General features: G+C 40.9%; 16 protein-coding genes and 1 pseudogene. 1 reads left to right on the top strand and 16 read right to left on the bottom strand.

Annotation, left to right across the window (positions count from 1 at the left end; genetic code table 11):
- The 16 genes and pseudogenes from DET59_RS02940 to miaB form a co-directional block, all read right to left on the bottom strand.
- Positions 1–1,467 (bottom strand): CoA-acylating methylmalonate-semialdehyde dehydrogenase, encoded by a 1,467-nt coding sequence (locus tag DET59_RS02940; protein ID WP_113968123.1) that lies wholly within the window; start codon positions 1,465–1,467, stop codon positions 1–3.
- A 149-nt stretch (positions 1,468–1,616) separates the two neighbouring features.
- Positions 1,617–2,813, bottom strand: a complete 1,197-nt coding sequence (locus DET59_RS02945) for a PucR family transcriptional regulator (protein WP_397540914.1) — start codon at positions 2,811–2,813, stop codon at positions 1,617–1,619.
- Between the two features lie 81 nt (positions 2,814–2,894).
- Positions 2,895–3,217, bottom strand: a pseudogene (locus DET59_RS22300) (PucR family transcriptional regulator ligand-binding domain-containing protein); the annotation flags it as partial.
- 72 nt (positions 3,218–3,289) lie between these two features.
- On the bottom strand, positions 3,290–3,475 hold the full coding sequence (locus tag DET59_RS02950; protein WP_113968124.1) for a hypothetical protein: 186 nt from the start codon (positions 3,473–3,475) through the stop codon (positions 3,290–3,292).
- A gap of 22 nt (positions 3,476–3,497) precedes the next feature.
- Complete coding sequence (locus tag DET59_RS02955) at positions 3,498–3,701, bottom strand: hypothetical protein (protein ID WP_113968125.1); 204 nt, start codon at positions 3,699–3,701, stop codon at positions 3,498–3,500.
- A 65-nt stretch (positions 3,702–3,766) separates the two neighbouring features.
- Entirely contained in the window at positions 3,767–5,239 is a 1,473-nt protein-coding gene (locus DET59_RS02960; protein WP_113968126.1) for an NCS1 family transporter, read from the bottom strand.
- 132 nt (positions 5,240–5,371) lie between these two features.
- Complete coding sequence (gene hydA / locus DET59_RS02965) at positions 5,372–6,799, bottom strand: dihydropyrimidinase (protein ID WP_113968127.1); 1,428 nt, start codon at positions 6,797–6,799, stop codon at positions 5,372–5,374.
- A gap of 16 nt (positions 6,800–6,815) precedes the next feature.
- On the bottom strand, positions 6,816–8,102 hold the full coding sequence (preA, locus tag DET59_RS02970; protein WP_113968128.1) for an NAD-dependent dihydropyrimidine dehydrogenase subunit PreA: 1,287 nt from the start codon (positions 8,100–8,102) through the stop codon (positions 6,816–6,818).
- A gap of 23 nt (positions 8,103–8,125) precedes the next feature.
- Positions 8,126–9,481 carry an NAD(P)-dependent oxidoreductase gene (locus DET59_RS02975; protein WP_113968129.1) on the bottom strand — a complete coding sequence of 452 codons (1,356 nt, stop codon included), beginning with the start codon at positions 9,479–9,481 and terminating at the stop codon, positions 8,126–8,128.
- Between the two features lie 92 nt (positions 9,482–9,573).
- A complete protein-coding gene (locus DET59_RS02980; RefSeq protein ID WP_044337317.1) occupies positions 9,574–10,464 on the bottom strand; it encodes a nitrilase-related carbon-nitrogen hydrolase in 891 nt (296 codons plus the stop codon).
- Positions 10,465–10,895: 431 nt separating this feature from the next.
- Positions 10,896–12,344: a carbon starvation CstA family protein gene (locus tag DET59_RS02985; protein ID WP_113968130.1), complete on the bottom strand. Its 1,449-nt coding sequence runs from the start codon at positions 12,342–12,344 to the stop codon at positions 10,896–10,898.
- A 286-nt stretch (positions 12,345–12,630) separates the two neighbouring features.
- Positions 12,631–13,152, bottom strand: a complete 522-nt coding sequence (locus DET59_RS02990) for an ankyrin repeat domain-containing protein (RefSeq protein WP_113968131.1) — start codon at positions 13,150–13,152, stop codon at positions 12,631–12,633.
- Between the two features lie 101 nt (positions 13,153–13,253).
- Entirely contained in the window at positions 13,254–15,422 is a 2,169-nt protein-coding gene (locus DET59_RS02995) for a DNA topoisomerase III (RefSeq protein WP_113968132.1), read from the bottom strand.
- A 238-nt stretch (positions 15,423–15,660) separates the two neighbouring features.
- On the bottom strand, positions 15,661–16,197 hold the full coding sequence (locus DET59_RS03000; protein ID WP_113968133.1) for an outer spore coat protein CotE: 537 nt from the start codon (positions 16,195–16,197) through the stop codon (positions 15,661–15,663).
- 457 nt (positions 16,198–16,654) lie between these two features.
- Positions 16,655–17,086, bottom strand: a complete 432-nt coding sequence (locus DET59_RS03010) for a YlbF/YmcA family competence regulator (RefSeq protein ID WP_113968135.1) — start codon at positions 17,084–17,086, stop codon at positions 16,655–16,657.
- Position 17,087: 1 nt separating this feature from the next.
- The gene (gene miaB, locus DET59_RS03015) at positions 17,088–18,653 is read right to left on the bottom strand and encodes a tRNA (N6-isopentenyl adenosine(37)-C2)-methylthiotransferase MiaB (RefSeq protein WP_113968136.1); all 1,566 of its coding nucleotides are present in this window, start codon (positions 18,651–18,653) and stop codon (positions 17,088–17,090) included.
- 277 nt (positions 18,654–18,930) lie between these two features.
- Between miaB and DET59_RS03020 the strand changes: the two genes are divergently transcribed.
- On the top strand, positions 18,931–20,286 hold the full coding sequence (locus DET59_RS03020) for a coiled-coil domain-containing protein (protein ID WP_113968137.1): 1,356 nt from the start codon (positions 18,931–18,933) through the stop codon (positions 20,284–20,286).
- Positions 20,287–20,337 lie beyond the last annotated feature (51 nt).

Below are 20,337 nucleotides of genomic sequence, written 5' to 3' on the forward strand. Positions count from 1 at the left end.
TTAAAAATCAAATCGAGAAGTGATCATTTTCTTCCTAGTATAGAAATTTACTCCATCTTTACCGTTTACATGCATATCCCCATAGAAAGAATCCTTCCACCCTGAAAATGGGAAGAACGCCATTGTCGCAGGAACTCCAACGTTAATACCCAGCATTCCAGCGTCTGCTTCTTCTCTGAACTGTCGGACTGCCTTTGCATCTTTCGTGTAAATCGTAGCACCATTTCCATATCTTGATTGACGAATATAATCAAGACCTTCATCCAGATCCTTGGCTCTCAACAAACTGAGGATTGGGGCGAACATTTCTTCTTTTGCAATGGTCATATCCGGTGAAACATGGTCAAAGATCGTTGCACCCAAGAAGTTTCCTTCCTTGAAGTCATCCATCTCTTTACGCCCATCTCTTAAGAGGGTTGCACCTTCCTGCAGTCCTTTGTCGATATAACCCAGTGTCTTCTCTCGTTGTTCTTTTCGAATGACGGGAGTGAGAAGCACTTCTTCGTCCATCCCGTTACCAATACATAATTCATCTGCTTTTTTACTTAATGCCTTAACAAACGGTTCATTATCCCCTACAACCACTACGGCACTGCACGCCATACATCGCTGGCCGGCACTGCCAAACGCAGAACTGATAATATGCTCAGCCGCTTTATTCATATCTGCATCAGGCATGACAACATGATGATTCTTCGCCCCGGATAGGGCCTGAACCCTTTTCCCATGAGAGGCAGCCTGTTGGTACACATATTTAGCCACCGGCTGAGACCCGACGAAGGATATGGCTGCAATATCTTTATGCTCAATCAACCCATTTACGACATCATGTGCACCATGCACGACATTCAATACACCATCGGGCATTCCTGCATCTGTTAATAACTCTGCAAGCCTATTGGCTAAAATCGGGGTTCTTTCAGATGGCTTCAACACGAAAGTATTTCCACACGCAATTGCAAGCGGGAACATCCACAGGGGTACCATCATAGGAAAGTTAAAAGGCGTGATCCCCCCCACTACACCAAGTGGATATCGGAACATCTCTGAGTCAATATCCTCTGCAATACCACTCAGCGTTTCACCCATCATTAAAGTCGGTGCACCACAGGCGAATTCCACACACTCTAGCCCCCGCTGCACTTCACCATACGCCTCTTTAAATGATTTACCATTTTCCTGTACAACCAGTTTGGCCAACTCCTCATGATTGTCAGAAAGTAAAGAATGGTATTTATATAGAATACGGGCACGTTTTGGAACCGGCGTCTTCTTCCAGGTTTGTGAGGCTTGTTTAGCAGCTTTCACAGCCATGGCGACGTCTTCTTTAGTAGAAACCGGAACTCTTGCAATCTCTTCATTTGTAGCAGGATTCACTACTTGTAACGTCTGTGAGCTAAGAGAATCAACCCATTCCCCTCCAATGTAATTCTTTAATACAGCTACGTCTTTTTTAATGATCGTCATATTCTAGTTCCTCCTTATTTTTTCATCGGATTTTTCTCTGTGGTGTAGGGCCTGTCGTATAGTTTATAGTTTTATTATGAAAGAAATTGTCAGTGGTTTCATTAGACATTGTGTAAAAGAACCTGGCTTCTCAATTTGACACTTTACCATTAATTAATCTTCGACTTTTTCAAAGAACTAAGTGGTTGCAAATAATCATGGGCAGCAAGGAGAAACTCGATGGCCACACGTTTATCAGAGGTCATGAAATCATCTCCTAGCAAATCTTCAATTTTTTTGAGGCGATGGTAGAGTGTTTGCCTTACTATAAATAGTTGTTTCGATGTTTCCTGTTTTGATCCCTGACATGCAAGGAAAACCTTCAATGTCTTCAATAGACTGCCATCATGTTTACGATCATAATCAAGGAGCGGTGTGAGGTACTCTTCGATCATTTCCCAAAGATTCACATTGTTGTTCACGATTGAAATCAACCTGTATAAATGCAGATCATCAAAGAAAAAATACGCTTTTGAAGCATCCACCTTTGACTGAAACATGAGACTGTCTTTAGCTGTTTCATAGCTCTTGTGAATTTCCATCGTCTCCATTTGATATTTGCCAGTTGCAAATACTGTTTGTGAAGAATCTTTAAAGAAATCAGAGTGAAGAATCTTTTCGTAGGCAGTGGTGACTCTCGATTTCCAATCTCCTGTCCTCCTTGTGTCCAGAAGGATGAAAATGAGATCATTCCCTATTCTTTCGGGTAACACACGAAAACCCTGCTGTTCAAAAATACTTCTGGTGACAAGATTAAAATAGGTAAAATCAATCGGCTCTTGTTCATTCAGCCTATTCGTCTGGCAAATACAGACGACCCCACCATTGACTTGTACTTTTAAGTCGGCTAAAAATGCGGAGAGTCTCTCATAGGACTGTTCTCCTTTTAACCAACAGGTAATCCATTTGGAGTCTTCTAACCGTTTTTGCTCGTTAAAATACAATTCTCTCATTAAATACTGGGCTAACGCCGTTGAAGTTCTGTCCAATATGAGAAGCTCATATTCACTAAATGGATGATCGCTTCTGTATATACATAACTCTGCGTATTCCTGGTCAAATAGAATAACTTTAGTGGAGGCAAAATGGTGATTACGGGAATCTTTATGACTGTGATAACATTTTCGTATTCTCTCTTTATCCGGTGAGCACATGAGTGGATAGACTTCCACCTCTTGTTCTTTCAACTGAAAGAGTACAGGTACAGTTAGCTCCTTATGTAAAACCTGAAGGATCTCTCTGAAGTGATTAATCCCGAGAAGCCTTCTATTTAACTCCTGTGCATATGAATCCAGTTTTTTTATCATGTCATATTGCTGATTGATGAGTACGGAGTGAATATCCTGAGTTATACTAACGAACGGAACTTCCCTTTGAAACACGATAATAGGAAAATCAAATGCATCTGCACACTTTAATACAGAAATCGGAATCGTGGAAATATTGGTATCAAGTTCAATGCAAATGGCTGCTGCTTCACTCTCGATTAACTGTTGAAGGAGTGAAAGAAAGGTCTTTTCCTCCTGTAAAGCGATCCCTGTAGAAAGAATCAGTTCATTTCCGTTAAGAAGATTTTTATCGAAGTTACTTCGACTACATGGACCCACTTCACCTGACGGCTGAGACCATTGTGCCCAGCAATCACTTTAGCATGTTCAAAGTACTTTCTTACTAGAATATCTTCTACTGAGAAATAGTAATTACTTTTCATTTTTCTCTCCTTATGTTCTGCCTTAGGAAAATGGAGAAAAAGGATTGGCGGAACCAATCCTTCATTTTGCTTCTATTCTTCTATATAGGGGATGGCAAACTGGATCTCTTCACTCCACCACTTCATTATTTCTTCATCTGATAGCTGTTGTGAAGATAAGACGGCTAACACCCAATCGATTAACTCATCAGACGTTTGCATATTTCCAGGAAAGAGTGTCAGTTCCTTTCCTTCACGCGGTCCCATAACGTCACTCATCCAAGTTCTCCCCCTTCAACTATTAGTTTTGAAGTAATAGATTTGAAAAATATTTTCGTGCATTTGCCGTTTTCACATGAAGAGTGGCACTTCTTTTATTTTCAGTATGCTTAAACAGAACAAATGCCCCACTTAGGTTCTCTGTTATTTTCTCAATTTTAAAGCCTTTTTGAATGAGAAAATCAATCTTATCCCGTTCACTTAAAAACTCTTGATAATCAGACATGACGACACCCTTTCTATCGTATCTTCAGAACTACCCTGCTTCATGCTCCATGAAAACCATTCCTATTAAGAAAAACTTGTTCCAGTTGGGGATTCTTCCGAGACAACGACTTCTTCTTCGACTTGAATTTCCCAATCGCGGCCGACAGACAATCCAAGATATTTCTCATCACTCGGGTCAATTAGTTCTGCCTGCTCGTATTTCTTAAACCACCAGAATTTAGCCAATACATAATAGCAAAGAGCTCCAACCCCGAAGCCGACTAAAAATGAGAAGTTTGGAACGTAATAGGCGGCAACTCCCCCAATAATCCATGAGATGAACCCGGCTAGATTCACTCCATTCATATACTTGAATTGTCCTTTGTCTTCATATAATGCAGGTACATTGACTCTTCGCTTCCTGATAAAATAATAGTCTGAAATTAAAATCCCCACGATGGCTGACAGTATGCCTCCTACGAACAGTAGAACTGGAATGATTACACCAAAAAGGTTCCATGGTTGTACGATCGTACCCACAATACCAGCAGTGATGACCCCTGCCCAGAACGGAAATTTTGGTCCCCCGACATTAGAGAATATTGTTGCAGCCGGAACGATATTCGCAGCAATATTCGTTGACCATTGAGCCAGGACGATCATCAGAAGGAGGATCCCTAAAACGAATCCGCTCGCTGCTTCTTGAAGGGCTACGACGGGATCGTAATTTAAAACGGCAATATACGAAATCCCACCAATCAACACCATAAATGATTGAGTAATAGGGAGAGCTACAAGGTTACCAATGATCGAGCTTTTGTTTCTCTTAAACCAATTCCGCTCATTTTTTGGAGCTTTCATGAATCTGGAAATGGACGGAATATCAGCAGATAGTGTGGCCCAAAATCCCATATTACTAAAGATGACTACCAGAAAAGCCGTAAGCGTGGCAGCACCTGTTACCGGACTTTCAACCCAGCTCCAAATGTCCCTTCCTTGAGAAGCGGCTGATTCAGATAAGGATGAGTACATCCATACAGAAATAAGAATGATGACCGGTGCGGCAAGGTCGGCAAATCTTTCCACCGCTTTAATCCCAAGAGCTGTATTCACTAATTGAAGGACGGCAAAAATCACGAAACAAACAAACCAATTATCAAAACCAGATAAAATATTTAAAATACCATTCATCGCGGTTGCACCAAAGTAGGTGTTGATCCCAAACCACATTGATGCTGCCAGACCACGAACTACAGAGGGAATATGGGTTCCCAGTGTGCCAAAAGGTGCTCTCATATAAACCGGAAATGATACCCCATGCTCAATCCCGATATCCCCGGTTAATGTAATAAATAGACCAATCGCAAGAGACCCAATAATGGTGGCCAGAACAACAAGAGGCAGAGGCAGGGATACGACCCCGGCTCCCCCGATGGCGAAGGTTGCAAGCACGACAACCATTCCAACCCACATAAATGAATAGCCAAGCTTGGTGATCTTTCTTTCGCTCTCTTTAATCGGTAATAAATCCGGAGACTTTAAATAACTTTTCTTCATCTTGAACACCCCTTATTTGTTTGCTTCGAATGGCAAAACCATATCTTTGACAAGAGAGGCCGGAGGAAGGCAGTCTCCCTTCCTCTGGCAGGAGTTGTTCTACAGTTAAGATGCATTATTTTCTAAAGTTTTTTAAGACTTAGAGGATTGAAGTGCTTCACTCTCTTCATTTGAAAGAAGCTTACCGTATTTCGCTCTCTTAATATACTTTCCGGTTCCCAGCTTACCGACGAACTGTTTGTCTTTAATGACATATTCTCCCCTGGACAATACAGAAACAGGTTCACCTTTTATCTTCATGCCTTCAAACGGGTTATAATCTGCTGCCATATGATGAGTTTCAGCACTTATCACTCTCTCGGCACTTGGATCGAAAATGACTACATCTGCATCAGAACCTACAGCAATGGTCCCTTTCTGAGGATAAAGACCAAACAGCTTTGCACTACGCGTAGACATGATATCAACAAACTGGTTTAAGCTTATCCGCCCTTTTTCAACTCCTTCTGAGAATAATATGGATACACGGTCCTCAACAATCGGTCCGCCATTCGGGATTTTAGTGAAATCATCTTTCCCAAGATCTTTCTGCCCTTGGAAATCAAATGAGCATTGATCAGACCCTAATGTTTGCAGCTGTCCACTCTTCAAGGCATTCCAGAGAACATCTTGGTGCCACTTCTCACGAAGGGGAGGCGACCAAACGTATTTAGCTCCCTCAAAGTTTGGACGCTCTAAATAGGTTTGATCAAGCACAAGATACTGAGGACATGTTTCTCCCCAGACATTCAATCCTTTATTTCTTGCCGCTGAAATCTGCTCAACGGCATCAGAGCAGGAAACATGCACAACATATAATTGGGAATCTGCCAATCCGGTTAGTTTAGCTGCGCGGCCAGTCGCTTCACCCTCCAGTTCAGGCGGTCTCGTCAGCGCGTGATAAATTGGTTCCGTTTTCCCTTCCTCTAAAGCCTTTTCGGTTAAATACTCAATAACGTCGCCATTCTCGGCATGTACCATGACGAGTGCTCCTAATTCCTTCGCGGCTATTAAGGTTCTAAATAGCGTTTCATCGTCTGCCTGGAATACATTTTTATAGGCCATAAAGACTTTGAACGAAGTAATCCCCTCTTTATCCATCACCTCAGGAAGCTGGGATAGAACCTCTTGATTGATTTCCCCGATCATTAAATGGAAACTATAATCGATGACTGCTTTATCCTTAGACTTCGCATGCCATATATCAATGGAATTTTGAAGTGGTTCTCCCTTATTGGTCAAACAGAAATCAATGAGTGTCGTCGTACCTCCAAACGCAGCTGCAATGGTCCCGCTCTCGAAATCATCCTTTGATACCGTCCCACCGAAGGGCATTTCCAGATGAGTATGCGGATCGACCCCACCAGGGAAAATGTACTTTCCTTTCGCGTCAATTATTTCTGCATTGCTAGTATCAAACCCTTTACCTATGGCTGCGATCTTCCCACTTTGTATAAGCACATCCGCTTTATATGTGTCTGTTGCCGTCACAATGGTTCCATTTTGAATAATTTTATTCATTTCCATACCTCCAGATTTATTTCGCTGCGTTTACTTTAGCTTCGGATAAGCTCCCTACTACCGCTTGACGTTCATTCCATGTCATTGGCATATGTCCACTTGGAACCTCTATCATGTCAATAGCCCCATCAACCGGACATACAATCGAGCATAAATTACATCCGACACAATCTTCTTCCCGCACTTTTAAATAGCTGTTTCCTTTAGGGTCTTTCAGCATGTCAATGCATTGATGAGACGTATCTTCACAGGCAATATGACACTTATTGCAATTAATACAAACATCCGTGTTGATTTTTGCCACAACACTATAATTAAGATCAAGATTTCCCCAATCAGAAAATCTCGGTACTGATTTTCCGACGATATCCTGGACTGAAGCAATCCCTTTTTCATCCAAATAATTATTTAAGCCATCAAGCATATCCTCGACTATTCTAAAACCGTGATGCATAGCAGCAGTGCAAACCTGGACCCCAGATGCTCCCATAAGCATAAATTCGACGGCATCCTGCCAATTGGATACTCCTCCCATTCCTGAGATCGGAACGTTGATACGCGGATTTCTGGCGCATTCGGCAACCATGTTCAATGAAATTGGCTTCACTGCAGGTCCGCAATATCCTCCATGAGCACCTTTTCCGGCTACATGCGGAATGGTATTCCAAGAATCCAGATCAACACCTGCTAAACTGTTGATTGTATTGATCATACTTACTGCATCCGCTCCACCGCGGACAGCCGCTTCAGCTGTGACTGTAATGTCGGTAATGTTTGGTGTAAGCTTTACAATTACAGGTGTCCTGGCCACCTCTTTGGCCCAAAAGGTCTGTTTCTCGACGAGTTCTGGTACCTGACCGGACGCAGATCCCATTCCCCGTTCAGCCATTCCGTGTGGACATCCGAAATTCAGCTCCAGCCCATCAACACCGACGTCTTCAACCTTCTTTACGATTTCATGCCATTTTTCTTGTTTAGGCTCTACCATTAATGATGCAATGATTGCATGATTCGGGAATCGTTTTTTTGTTTCATAGATTTCCTTCAGATTCACTTCTAATGGTCGATCGGTAATGAGTTCGATATTGTTGAATCCTGCTACTCTTTGACCATTAAAGCTTACAGCTGCGAACCTTGAAGATACATTAATAATTGGCTCCCCTAATGTTTTCCATACCGCACCGCCCCAACCGGCCTCGAATGCTCTTTGAACCTGATAACCCGAGTTCGTTGGTGGCGCGGACGCCAGCCAAAATGGATTAGGTGATTTTATTCCTGCTAAATCAATGTTTAAATTTGCCATGAGTTCCCCCCCCTAGGACAATCTTAATTCACGTGGACTTTCTCCAATTGTGCATGTAAATGATAGGCGGCAAGCTTCCCTTGCTCTGCAGCCGTAACGACCATTGCTTCTCCTACTCCCTTACCAAAAACAACGTCTCCACAGGCGAAAATCTTTGGATTAGAGGTTTGGAAGGTTTCAAGATCAACCTGTACAACACCGTCTGAATGCTCAAGATCGAATTGTTCAATAAGTGATAGATGACGAGTTTGGCCAATCGCCTTAATGACTGCATCAACAGGAAGCACAAACTGTGAGCCTTTGACAGGAATCGGTCGTCTTCTTCCATCCTCACCAGGCTCTCCTAACTCCATCTTGATACATTCGATTCCCGTTACTTCTCCTGCATCATTTCCTATAATTCGCTGAGGCGACGTTAGCCAGCGGAATTCTACTCCATCCTGTTTTGCAAATTCGTATTCAAAATCATAAGCTGTCATTTCTTCTTGTGTACGTCGGTATAAGATTTTTACATTGTCTGCTCCTAAGCGGACAGAACAGGTGGCTCCATCGATGGCTGTATTCCCCGCTCCGATCACCACCACTTTTTTGCCTACATAATCTTGCGACAGCTTGCCACTTTTCGTCGCCTTAACAAATTCAATGGCGTCATGAACACCTTTTAGGTTTTCCCCTTCAATTTTCAAATCCGGAACATGGGACATTCCTGCTGCCAGGATGACAAAATCATGTCTCTCTACGATTTCATCTGCAGATATGTCTTGACCAACCTTTACATTGGTTTGAATATCGACATTCAATTTCTTTACTTGCTCCACTTCCCAGTAAGATATGCTCTGAGGAAGTCGGAAAGATACGATTCCATAAGTATTTAAGCCTCCAGCTTCCTTTTCCGCTTCATAGATGGTTACTTCGTATCCGAAGCGGGCAAGTTCCCTTGCAGCCGATAGGCCGGCTGGTCCCCCTCCGATAATCCCTACTTTGATTCCCTTAGGTTCCCCTGCTTCAAATAGCACCGTGTCATTATGTCTTGCCCAATCAGTTGCATATCGCTGCAGGTCTCCAATCATGATTGGCTTAGTAGAATGATTCAGTACACAAGCCCCTTCACACAGCTCTTCTGTCGGGCAGACACGTGAGCAGCTAGCACCCACAGGATTTGCAGACATGATTGTTTTGGCCGATCCTTTCAGGTTCCCGGATGCAATCTTTTTAATAAATGAAGGTATATCAATGCTTGTGGGACAAGCTACTATGCACGGAGCATCATAACAATACAAGCAGCGATTCGCTTCCTCCACGGCTTCCCTATTGGTCAATCCCTCATGGGCTTCGAGAAAATTCTTCTCAAGTTTGAGTAATGAAAGTGTGTTAGACAAACTGACTTCCCCCTATCCATTTCCTATTAATTTACATAACCTGTGAAACACCCCTTGGCTGACAATGATGGTTCACCGTCAGCCTCAATTTATTAAGGTAGTAAAGCCGTCATATCGTTATAAGTTTCAGGCCTGCGATCTCGATAGAACTGCCATGTATCCCGTACTTCACGTAATAGCTTCTTATTCATTTCCCCGATAATGACCTCATCACTATCTCTGCTTCCAATGGAAACAAAGCTGCCTCTCGGATCGACTAAATAGGACTGTCCGTAAAATTCACCCATATTCCAAGGACCCTCAAAACCAACACGATTAATAGCTCCTAAGTAGTAGCCGTTTGCGACCGCATGGGCTGGCTGCTCAAGCTTCCATAAGTATTCAGATAAACCGGCTACCGTTGCAGAAGGATTGAACACAATTTCTGCCCCTTTTAATCCTAATAAGCGGGCACCTTCCGGGAAGTGACGGTCATAACAAATATAAACTCCTACTTTTGCATAAGCAGTATCGAATACGGGGTACCCAAGGTTTCCTGGTTTAAAGTAATATTTCTCCCAGAATCCGTAACCTTCCTCTCCAACCCCAACATGTGGAATATGCTGTTTTCGATATTTTCCGAGATAGGATCCATCTGCATCGATGACCGCTGCCGTATTATAGTAAGTAGCTATTCCTTCTCTCTCATAGATTGGAAGAACGATGACGACACTCAGCTCTTTGGCTAACGCCTGAAACTGTTTTGTTGTTGGACCATTTGGTATTTCTTCAGCAGAGTCATACCACTTTGGATTTTGTTCGGAACAAAAGTAAGGACCATAGAAGATTTCCTGTAAACAAATGATTTGAGCTCCTTTTTTTGCTGCGTCCCGTACCAGTTCCACATGTTTTTTGATCGCTTGCTCTTTATGGACGTCTACCCCTTCACTCCCATCTACATCATGAGAAGCTTGAATAAGTCCAATTTTCACCAAATCTGACATTCCATTACCCCCTGCACAAATAGATTTTATAAAATAGTAAGCGCTTTCATTGTTTTTTGCTCCATTGGTTCACACTTACTAGATTTCACTGATTGAAATAAAAAACTGAATTTTAAGTATTTTCACTTTATTTTAACTCGTACATTTACAGAATGCACTATACATTCTGTAACACTAACTACGTTCCTTATTTGTCATTATGTACATTCTATAAAATGAATGATTTCTCTTAAGGTAGCATACTTTCATTACGAATTTTGTAGAATCATTTGTTTTAATCTTTAGAAAATTCAGTTTTAAATCGACAAAAAAAGCAGGCTATCCTCTTGATTCAATCATTCTCATTCCTGAAGGTGTGTGCAAGAACATTTGAACTTTCCTATTAAAAAAACAGCCTTCTCTACTGAAAAGGCTGTTTTTGTCGATAATCGTTATGAACTTACTGACTTCATCTCTAGTAATTGTTTCCTTCCAGGTCTGTATTTCACGACTTGTCCCACAAACCAGATCAAGACAGCCAACCAAATGACGGAACCAATCATCATTGCTGTTGAATAGGGTAGACCAAAACCTTCTGGAGCGTAAAAAATATACGAACTTACGACTCCTGTCATAAACAATGCAGGAATACTGCAAATCCAGTGGAATCTTGCTTGCTGTAATAAATAAATCGCAGCAGTCCACAACATAACGGTTGCTACTACCTGGTTGGACCATCCAACATATCTCCACAGGAAGGTATAGTCAATTTGAGTAAGTAAAAACGTAGGGACTGCCACCGGAATAACTAACAAGATCGGCAGCCATTTCCCTTCAACCTCTTTCTTACGTACGTCATTCAGTAAATCAGCAAGCATCATTCTTGATGATCTTAACGCTGTATCCCCAGTTGTGACGGGAAGAATGATTACACCCAGGACAGCAAGTACTCCACCTAACGTGCCTAACGTCGTTTTGCTGATTTCATTTACCACTCCTGCAGGTCCGCCAGCTGCCAATGCTTCTTGAAGCCCCGCTGTTCCATTAAAGAAGGCCATACCTGCTGCTGCCCAGATCAATGCAATGATTCCTTCAGCCACCATTGCTCCATAGAATACTTTTCGTCCTTCACTTTCTTTTTTTAAGGTTCTGGCTAAGATGGGACTTTGAGTGGAATGGAACCCAGAGATTGCCCCGCATGAAACGGTAACCATTAACAAAGGCCACAAAGGTAAATCATTTGGATGTAAGTTTTCAAATGTTAGATTTGGGACTGGATGTTCAAAGAAAAACAACCCAATTCCAATCGAAACTGCCATAAAGATAAGGATCGCTCCAAAGAACGGATAAACCTTTCCAATGATCTTATTAATCGGTAAGACAGTCGCAATGAGAAAGTATGTAAAAATAATGATAAGTGACGTCATAAAATTAAGCGGTGTCACCTCTGCCATTAGTTGAGCTGGGCCCGATGTAAAAGCAGCGGCTACGAGAACCATCAGCACAATCGATAAAATGTTCATAACGGATTGTACAGGTTTTCCTAAATATTTTCCTACGATAGAAGGAAACTGAGCTCCATTATGCCTAAGTGATAACATTCCAGAAAAGTAATCATGAACCGCTCCAGCAAACAGGGTGCCAATCACAATCCATAGGAATGCTACCGGCCCATACAAAGCACCTAATATTGCCCCGAAGATTGGACCTAACCCCGCAATGTTTAACAATTGAACCAGGCTTGCTTTCCACCAGCTCATGGGCATATAGTCCAAACCGTCCTTCTTTGAGTATGCAGGAGTCACATTGCTATCATCAATACCGAAAATACGCTCTACCACCTTTGAATAAATGAAATAACCTACTACTAGAATACAGATGGATGCAAGAAATGTTAGCATCACGATGTCCTCCCTTCAGTAAATGAATTTAACGTTTATTTTAATATGAGAAACGACAAAAAACAACAGAATTTTCTAAAAATATTATTTCTTCCGAATTAATAATCAATTTATATTTAAGCTAAAGACCGACAAATAAACAATGTAAGGGATTACATTATTCAAAAAAAGTTTTTTGACATAATACATATATAGAGAATCATTTTGCTTGAATCGACCCTCTTTTAAATAAAATCACTAAAATAAAATACACCTCTTAAAAGAGGTGCATTTTACATGTTGGAAGCTACTGTACTTTTCCTTTTGCAAATTCTTCATGAGCTTTTATAAATTCTTTATTATTCCTTTCCTTTGCAATTTGCAATGGAGTACGGTCATTTCCTGAATGGATCTCTTGTCCATCCCCGTGAGCCAGTAACAGGGACACAATTTCTTCACTTCCGTCGAAAGCAGCAATATGTAACGGTGTGTGCCCCGATGAATCGGGCTGATTGACATTCGCTCCCTGTTTTAATAAAAACTCCAACAGTTCTTTAGAAGCTTTTCCGGCGATTCCAGCATGTAAAGCCGTATTGGAAGGAATGTAGGAAACTTTCGAATTTGAAATGGAATTGATATCCGCACCAAAATTCAAAAGAAGCTCGACGATCTCCTTATGACCAAAATGTGCAGCCACTCCTAATGCTATTAAACCTTGTTCATTATCTGCGTTACAAAGATTTGTGTCATTTCTCAATGACTGTTCTACTGTCTCTTTGTCACCTGTTTCAATTGCTTCAAAAAATTCTTGAATGGTAATTGATGTCATTACACCCACCTCATTTTCACATAATTATAAATATTCTATCAATTGAATTCAAAAAAAGATAGAGATGACTCCTAAAATAGGAAGTCATCCCTATAAAAAAGTTACTGATCCAGTTTAAATTTAGCCAAAGCATCAGCTAATGCAGTGTTGACCGGCTCATCCTTCTGCTGTGATTTCAAATACTTATTTAAATCCTTTTTGTTTGCTTTGCTATTCTTTTCTTTTTTTCTTCGATCGTTAAAGGTTGAAAGTTTCTCTCTATGTCCACACACACAAGTGAACATCTGCCCTTCCCCTTCTCCTCTTAGATCTAAGCGTTTATGGCAATTAGGGCATCTCGCATTGGTTTTTTTGCTAATATTTTTGCGATGACCGCACTCGCGATCTTGACAGACCAATTTCTTCCCATGCTTATTTTTTATTTCCAGCATCAGATTGCCACAGTCAGGACATTTCGTTCCTGTCAGATTATCATGAGAGAATTTTTTAGTAGAGTTCTTAATTTCATTAACCGACTTATTCGTATAATCTTTGATCTCTTTTAAGAATACTTGTTTATTAAGAGAGCCATTTGCGATTTTTTCAAGCTTTTGCTCCCACTCTGCTGTCAGTGTCGGGGATTGTAATTCAAGAGGGGCCAATTCCAATAGTTGCTTTCCTTTAGACGTAATTAGAATTTCTTTTCCTTTCGGTTCAATCACTCCTGAGTTAAAAAGCTTTTCAATTATATCTGCCCTTGTCGCAACTGTACCCAGTCCACCAGCTTCATGTATGGTGTCGAGAAGATCTTGGTTACTTTCTTTCATGAATTTCTTTGGGTTTTCCATAGCGGATAGAAGTGTTCCTTCATTAAAACGGCCAGGAGGATTCGTCTGCCCTTCTGTTTCTTTTATTGACAGAACGGAAAATATATCCCCTTCTTCCATTTTTGATAGCACTTGATCTTTTTCTGAATCAAAATCATATACTTCTTTCCAACCGCTTTCTATAATCCGCTTTCCTTTCGTCTGAAAGGTTTCAGTCCCAATCGAGGCTTCTATCGTCGTTTGTTCATAAAGATATGGAGGGTAGAATACAGCTAAGAAGCGTTTCACGACTAGATCATAGATCTTTCTTTCACGGTCCTGTAACTTTTGTAGGAAAGGTGTCTCCTCCGTCGGTATTATGGCATGGTGATCCGTCACCTTTTGGTCATCAACGTATGCTTTTGAAAGCTGTTTTGAACTCTGCAACGCTAAATGAGCCATTTTACGATAAGGCTGTACGCTCACTGCTTTCAATCTTTCCTTCAATGTCGCGACCATATCGCTGGATAAATGTTTGCTATCTGTTCTTGGATAAGTCACTAATTTATGTTGCTCGTACAATTTCTGCATAATGGATAGTGTCTCTTTAGCAGAATAGCCAAAGATTTTATGAGCATCTCTTTGCAATTCTGTTAAGTCATATAAGGAAGGAGCGTGATTTTTCTTTTCTGATTTTTTCACTGACTGAATAGTGATTTCCTTTTTGTCCTTCAATAAAGCCATGACGTTTTTCATTTCGTCTTGAGAAAATGTTTTCGTATCTTTATTTTTACGGTTTGACCAAATGAACGTACCGCGATCCGTCGTAGCCTGTATGCCATAATACGTTTGTGGTTTAAAGTTCCTGATTTCTTCTTCCCTCTGTGCAATGATGCTTAACGTAGGTGTTTGTACTCGTCCACATGATAGCTGTGCATTGTGCTTGGTAGTCAAAGCCCTGGTTGCATTCATTCCCACATACCAATCGGCTTCAGATCTCGCTTGGGCAGCCGCATATAGGTTTTCGTATTTTTTGGCATCTTTCAGTTTATTGAATCCGTCTTTAATCGCTTTATCGGTGACAGATGAAATCCATAACCGTTTCAGCGGTTTATTAACCCGGGCCTTCTCAATGATCCATCGGGCAACAAGCTCCCCTTCCCGGCCGGCATCAGTGGCAATGACGATTTCTTTGACATCCGGACGGTTCATTTGTGATTTCACTGAGCTAAACTGCTTCCCTGTCTTCTTAATGACCACAAGGTTAAGGGATGGGGGAAGCATAGGCAAATCCTCAAGCTTCCATGTTTTGTAGCGGTCATCATAGCTTTCAGGCTCTGCTAATGTGACTAAATGTCCCAGGGCCCATGTGACGATATAGTCGTTTCCTTCTAAGAATCCATTTCCTTTTTTCGTACACTGGAGTACTTTGGCAATATCTCTACCGACAGAAGGCTTTTCTGCCAGGACTAAAATCTTTTTCATGTAAAAAATCCTTTCAATACTAGGTGTTTTGTTTTTAAATCTTTTCTATTTTAACATACAATAAAATGAATAGTGTTCTAGAGTTCAGACCAATCACCTTTCACTTGGTTGGTTTCTTCCATGAAAAAAAGAGCATCTAGAGAGATGCCCCCTGTACTGTTTACCATCCCTTATGCGATAAATTCCCTTTAACTCTGAAGAAGAAAAAACTAGGAAGAGGCCGTCTTCCTAGTAAATGCTATTCTTCGTCTCCTTCTAAGAAGTCTGGATCTAACTCTTCAAATTCTTCATCATCTAAGTCGCAATCCCAGTCTTCATCGTCACAACCTTCAGGATTTACAAGGACACATACTTTCGTTTCTCCTATAACTTCCACTAGGAATTCACGTTCGACGTGAACAATGATTTTGTTACCATTCGGTGAAATAACCGCTTCGCAGCAATTCGGCTGTTGCAGTACTCGAGCACATACTTCAATATCATCTAAGCAATCAGGATCACGGTATTTCAACTTAATGCAGTCTGTATACTGTACTCTCTCTGTTACAACGGATGTCTTTGTGTTGTCACTGTGGGAGTACCATACGTTGATATCGTATGAACCGTGAATTTCAACCTTCTTGCCAACTTTGTGTGCTTCATACTGATGATTAATGATCCAGCAGCCTAAAATGCTCGATGGATTATGCGGCGGGCTAATCGTATGATGAGACTGTGTGAATTTACGTCCCTTCGCTACGACCGCTTTAGTAATAATCTCTCTATATTCTGCCATTCGAGCGAACCTCCTCATTCATTTTCAATTCATCTTATGCGACTATCTAGGTGTTTGTGCGAGTAAATTTAATTACATAATGGGATTGTTGCTTAGATAATGTATTGTATGCGAATACCCATTGAATGTTCCGGAATGCACTACCCGCCACCCTAGAAAAATGGTAAACTAAGATTCAGCAATGAAGTGTCGATTCGAAAAGGAGGATGTATTCATGTCAAAAAGCAAGGCAAGACGAAAAAGGGATCATGTCCTTAGAAATACGGGCCGGGATGTGACGAGGCTCCGGAGTACCTTACCAGACTTTTCAATAATGGAGCGCACCACTAAAACGAAAAAGGAAACATTAGCAAAAAATCACACTAAACACAAAAAACGATCTCCGCTTGAAAGGGACATTCCTTTAAGCAGAGATCGTTTTTATTTTAATTATCCACCTATTTACACCATTCTTCTATTAAGAACAGCTTCCGGGCGTTGAGTTTTTCACTTGTGATCCGGTTTCACCACGGAGTAAGTCTCCCCCGGTGGTTTCAATGATTTGATCCGTCACATTATTAGAAATGACGGAAGCGACAATTTGCAGTAAATCATTCACGTCCGTTTGAGACTCTTTAAATTGTTGTACGACTGGAATGGCGTCGATTTCTTTTTCCAGGTTTTCAATCTTTTCTTCAACCATTTTTAATGCTTCTGTCTTACCATAGTGCTGGAAGTTAACCGCTTGTTTTTGTAAGCTCTTAATACTTGCGATCATTTCACGCACTTTTTGATTTTCGTGAATCTGAGCTTCTGCGCGTTTAAAGAAATCCACTTCTTCTGTTTCAGCAATCATCGTTGCAAGCTCTTCTGCCCGCTTCATAATATCGTCTTTTGTGTACTTTGCCATATTAATTCACCTCTACCGGTTCTTGAAATTCTGATCCAATCATGCCTTTTTCGACCATTTCCCCATCCAGTGACCACGATTTAGCATCTGTGATCTTAACCTTTACAATTTTTCCAATGGCTGTTTTAGGAGCCTTGAAGTTGACAAGCTTGCTGCGTCGGGTATAGCCGGCAAGGATGTCAGGGTTTTTCTTACTCTCTCCATCCACCAGTACCTCGACAATCTGTCCTTTATAGTTCTTCATCGCTTCAGCAGAGTATTCCTTCACAACTGTATTTAATCGTTGAAGCCGTTCCTTTTTGACTTCCATCGGTACATTGTCATTCATTTTCGCCGCAGGGGTACCTTCCCTAGGAGAATAGATGTACGTAAAAGCCGATTCAAATCCAACTTCCCGATATAAAGAAAGTGTTTCTTCAAATTGCTCTTCGGTCTCATTCGGATATCCGACGATAATGTCAGTTGTAAGAGCAACGTCCGGCATCGCTGTTTTAATTTTCCTTACTAATTCCAGGAATTGCTCACGTGTATACTTGCGTGCCATGATTTTTAGAACATCTGTCGATCCGGATTGAACCGGTAAATGAATATGCTCAACCAGATTCCCTTTTTTCGCAAGGACTTCTATTAAGTGATCATCGAAATCCCTCGGGTGACTCGTCGTAAATCGAATACGTGGAAGATCCACTTTTCGAAGGTCATCCATTAAATCTCCTAAGCCATATTCAAGATCCTCGATATCTTTACCATAGGCATTCACGTTCTGACCAAGAAGAGTGATTTCCTGATACCCCTGGGCGGCAAGTTGTCGTACCTCTTGAATGATTTCTTCAGGACGGCGGCTTCGTTCCTTACCCCGTGTGTATGGAACGATACAGTATGTACAGAACTTGTCACACCCGTACATGATGTTCACCCATGCTTTAATGTTACCGCGGCGAACCTTCGGAAGGTTCTCGATGACGTCCCCTTCTTTAGACCAAACTTCTACGACCATTGCTTTGGACATATAAGCATCGGACAGGATTTTAGGAAGACGGTGAATGTTATGGGTTCCAAAAATCATATCAACCTGCTGGTATGTTTTCAGGATTTTATTCACAACGGATTCTTCCTGGGACATACACCCGCATACACCGATTAACAGCTCAGGTTTTTCCCGTTTCAAATGCTTCAGGTGCCCTAATTCCCCAAACACCTTATTTTCGGCATTTTCACGAATCGCACATGTATTTAAAAGGATAACATCTGCATCATCAGTCGAATTCGTCGCTTCATAGCCCAATGCCATGAAAATCCCTGCCATCACTTCTGTATCATGTTCATTCATTTGACAACCGTACGTACGAATATAGAATTTCTTGCCTTCCCCTAAACCTCTATATTGATCATCAATCGTAAAGTCATTATGATATTTAATTTCTTCCTTCCCACGCTTTTTGGCATCTTTTAACGATGGTGGGATATAGACACTTTCAAAGTATTTACTGTAGTCCTTTTCGGATTTTTGGTCCGGTGGAGTAACAGACTTCGATTGTTGTCCATGATTTCGTTGCTCTTCGTTCATGAAAAATCCCCTTTCTACCTCTATGACCAAACCGCTTATCTTCTATTATAAAATAATCTAAGAAGATATACATTCTTGCACATTATAATAGTATAAAGGTTTTTGAGGCTACATACAATAGAGGCGCTTAAGTGTTGAAATTTGTTCGAAACTTTCTGCATACGTGGATAAATGGGCTTTCATCCATGTAACTCCCCTCGCAAATGGTGCATAACGTAAAGTAAGACAAATACCCAGGGAGGAGATCCAAATAGCAAAGGATAAAATAAAGACGCCTATGTATCACATTGAAAACCAAGAAAAATTATACTTCCATTCCAAAATAGATGAACTGAATCAAACCATTGAAAGATTACAAGAAAGCTATCTGTATGCAGAGGTTCAGCATTATAAAGAACTTTTCACTCTAAAACTTCACCAATTGGAGCATCTAAACGAGGAGTTAGAAGTAAACCGGGTTTCTGAGGAAGAACTTATGAGGGACCGAAATAGATTTAAAGAAGGGAAAGAGAAGCTTGAGTATCAAGTGAATGAGCTTCATCATCAACTACACGTCAAGGAAAATATCCTTATAGAGCAGGTTGAAACGGTTAATGAATTAGAGCAAAATCTGCTTCGGACCGAGATGGAGCGAAAAAATCTATCAGTTTCTTTATCCTTATTAGAAGATGAAGGGAAAACACTTCAGGATAAGCTTATCAGCAAGGAAGAGTCCCTTTTGGAACAAGGTGAAACGGTAAAAGAGTTGGAGAAAAAACTGGTTCAAACTGAGGTAGAACGGAAAAACCTGTCCCTTTCCATGTCCAGGCTGAATGAAGAAAGAGATTCACTCCGTCAACAGCTTCATCATAAGGAAACGCTGCTTCAAGAAAAAGCTATATCCATTAACGAACTAGAAAAAAAGCTCCTTCAATCGGAAAATGAACTCAATAGCCTCTCACTTTCATTATCCAAGCTGGAAGAAAGTCATAACAAGTCATCAACTGAAAACAAAACGTTACTAAATGAAAATCAAACATTACTGCAACTAAATCAATCGTTAAATACGAAGGTCCATAGTCAACAACAACATATTTCGGATATAAATGCTGCTTTAGCTCATTCCGAAGAAACGAAGAAAGAAATGTTCTATAGCCTTATTTCCAAAACAGAAGAGTTAGAAAAGCTGATGTCTGAGAGAAAACATACTCTTGATTCTTTGCAGTTCGCAAAAGATCAGTTAGTGGAAGCAGAAAAACAAAAAATGGAGTATATAAAAACGTTTATCAGCGAATATCAAAAGCAATTTGAAGAGAATGAGTGGTGGTTTTCCACCCAATTTGCCGATATTGATCAACGGTCAAAACAACAGGATGAACGGATTGAAGCGGTCGAGCAGGAGCAAGAGCTTCACTTCATCCACCAGAATGAAGCTCTAATGGAGAAATTTAAAGAAGTCGAGCAGCGATTTATAGAATTTATTGAAGAAGTGGATTCCATCCGTGACCATAATTCCATAATGACTCACAATCTATTTGAACTGAAACGCTTGGTTGAGAACCAAAAGAGAAGTCAGACTCATATAATAAAACCTCGTCAAAAAGCTTCCGCAAATAAGCTGGGTACACAAAAGGATGACAGTCCAAGAGAATGACGACAGTAATAAAGAAAGTTGCCCTGGGAGACCCTGGGCAACTTTTTATTG

This window comes from Rossellomorea aquimaris (assembly GCF_003315075.1).
Taxonomy (GTDB): Bacteria; Bacillota; Bacilli; order Bacillales; family Bacillaceae_B; genus Rossellomorea; species Rossellomorea aquimaris_C.

What these genes read in the sequence shown, in the direction of transcription:
- DET59_RS02950 (WP_113968124.1), bottom strand. Translation starts at nt 3,475, where the DNA reads ATGAGTGACGTTATGGGACCGCGTGAAGGAAAGGAACTGACACTCTTT.
- hydA (WP_113968127.1), bottom strand. Translation starts at nt 6,799, where the DNA reads ATGAATAAAATTATTCAAAATGGAACCATTGTGACGGCAACAGACACA.
- DET59_RS03010 (WP_113968135.1), bottom strand. Translation starts at nt 17,086, where the DNA reads ATGGCAAAGTACACAAAAGACGATATTATGAAGCGGGCAGAAGAGCTT.
- DET59_RS02940 (WP_113968123.1), bottom strand. Translation starts at nt 1,467, where the DNA reads ATGACGATCATTAAAAAAGACGTAGCTGTATTAAAGAATTACATTGGA.
- preA (WP_113968128.1), bottom strand. Translation starts at nt 8,102, where the DNA reads ATGGCAAATTTAAACATTGATTTAGCAGGAATAAAATCACCTAATCCA.
- DET59_RS02945 (WP_397540914.1), bottom strand. Translation starts at nt 2,813, where the DNA reads ATGATAAAAAAACTGGATTCATATGCACAGGAGTTAAATAGAAGGCTT.
- DET59_RS02980 (WP_044337317.1), bottom strand. Translation starts at nt 10,464, where the DNA reads ATGTCAGATTTGGTGAAAATTGGACTTATTCAAGCTTCTCATGATGTA.
- DET59_RS02985 (WP_113968130.1), bottom strand. Translation starts at nt 12,344, where the DNA reads ATGCTAACATTTCTTGCATCCATCTGTATTCTAGTAGTAGGTTATTTC.
- DET59_RS03020 (WP_113968137.1), top strand. Translation starts at nt 18,931, where the DNA reads ATGTATCACATTGAAAACCAAGAAAAATTATACTTCCATTCCAAAATA.
- DET59_RS02995 (WP_113968132.1), bottom strand. Translation starts at nt 15,422, where the DNA reads ATGAAAAAGATTTTAGTCCTGGCAGAAAAGCCTTCTGTCGGTAGAGAT.
- DET59_RS02960 (WP_113968126.1), bottom strand. Translation starts at nt 5,239, where the DNA reads ATGAAGAAAAGTTATTTAAAGTCTCCGGATTTATTACCGATTAAAGAG.
- DET59_RS03000 (WP_113968133.1), bottom strand. Translation starts at nt 16,197, where the DNA reads ATGGCAGAATATAGAGAGATTATTACTAAAGCGGTCGTAGCGAAGGGA.
- miaB (WP_113968136.1), bottom strand. Translation starts at nt 18,653, where the DNA reads ATGAACGAAGAGCAACGAAATCATGGACAACAATCGAAGTCTGTTACT.
- DET59_RS02955 (WP_113968125.1), bottom strand. Translation starts at nt 3,701, where the DNA reads ATGTCTGATTATCAAGAGTTTTTAAGTGAACGGGATAAGATTGATTTT.
- DET59_RS02990 (WP_113968131.1), bottom strand. Translation starts at nt 13,152, where the DNA reads ATGACATCAATTACCATTCAAGAATTTTTTGAAGCAATTGAAACAGGT.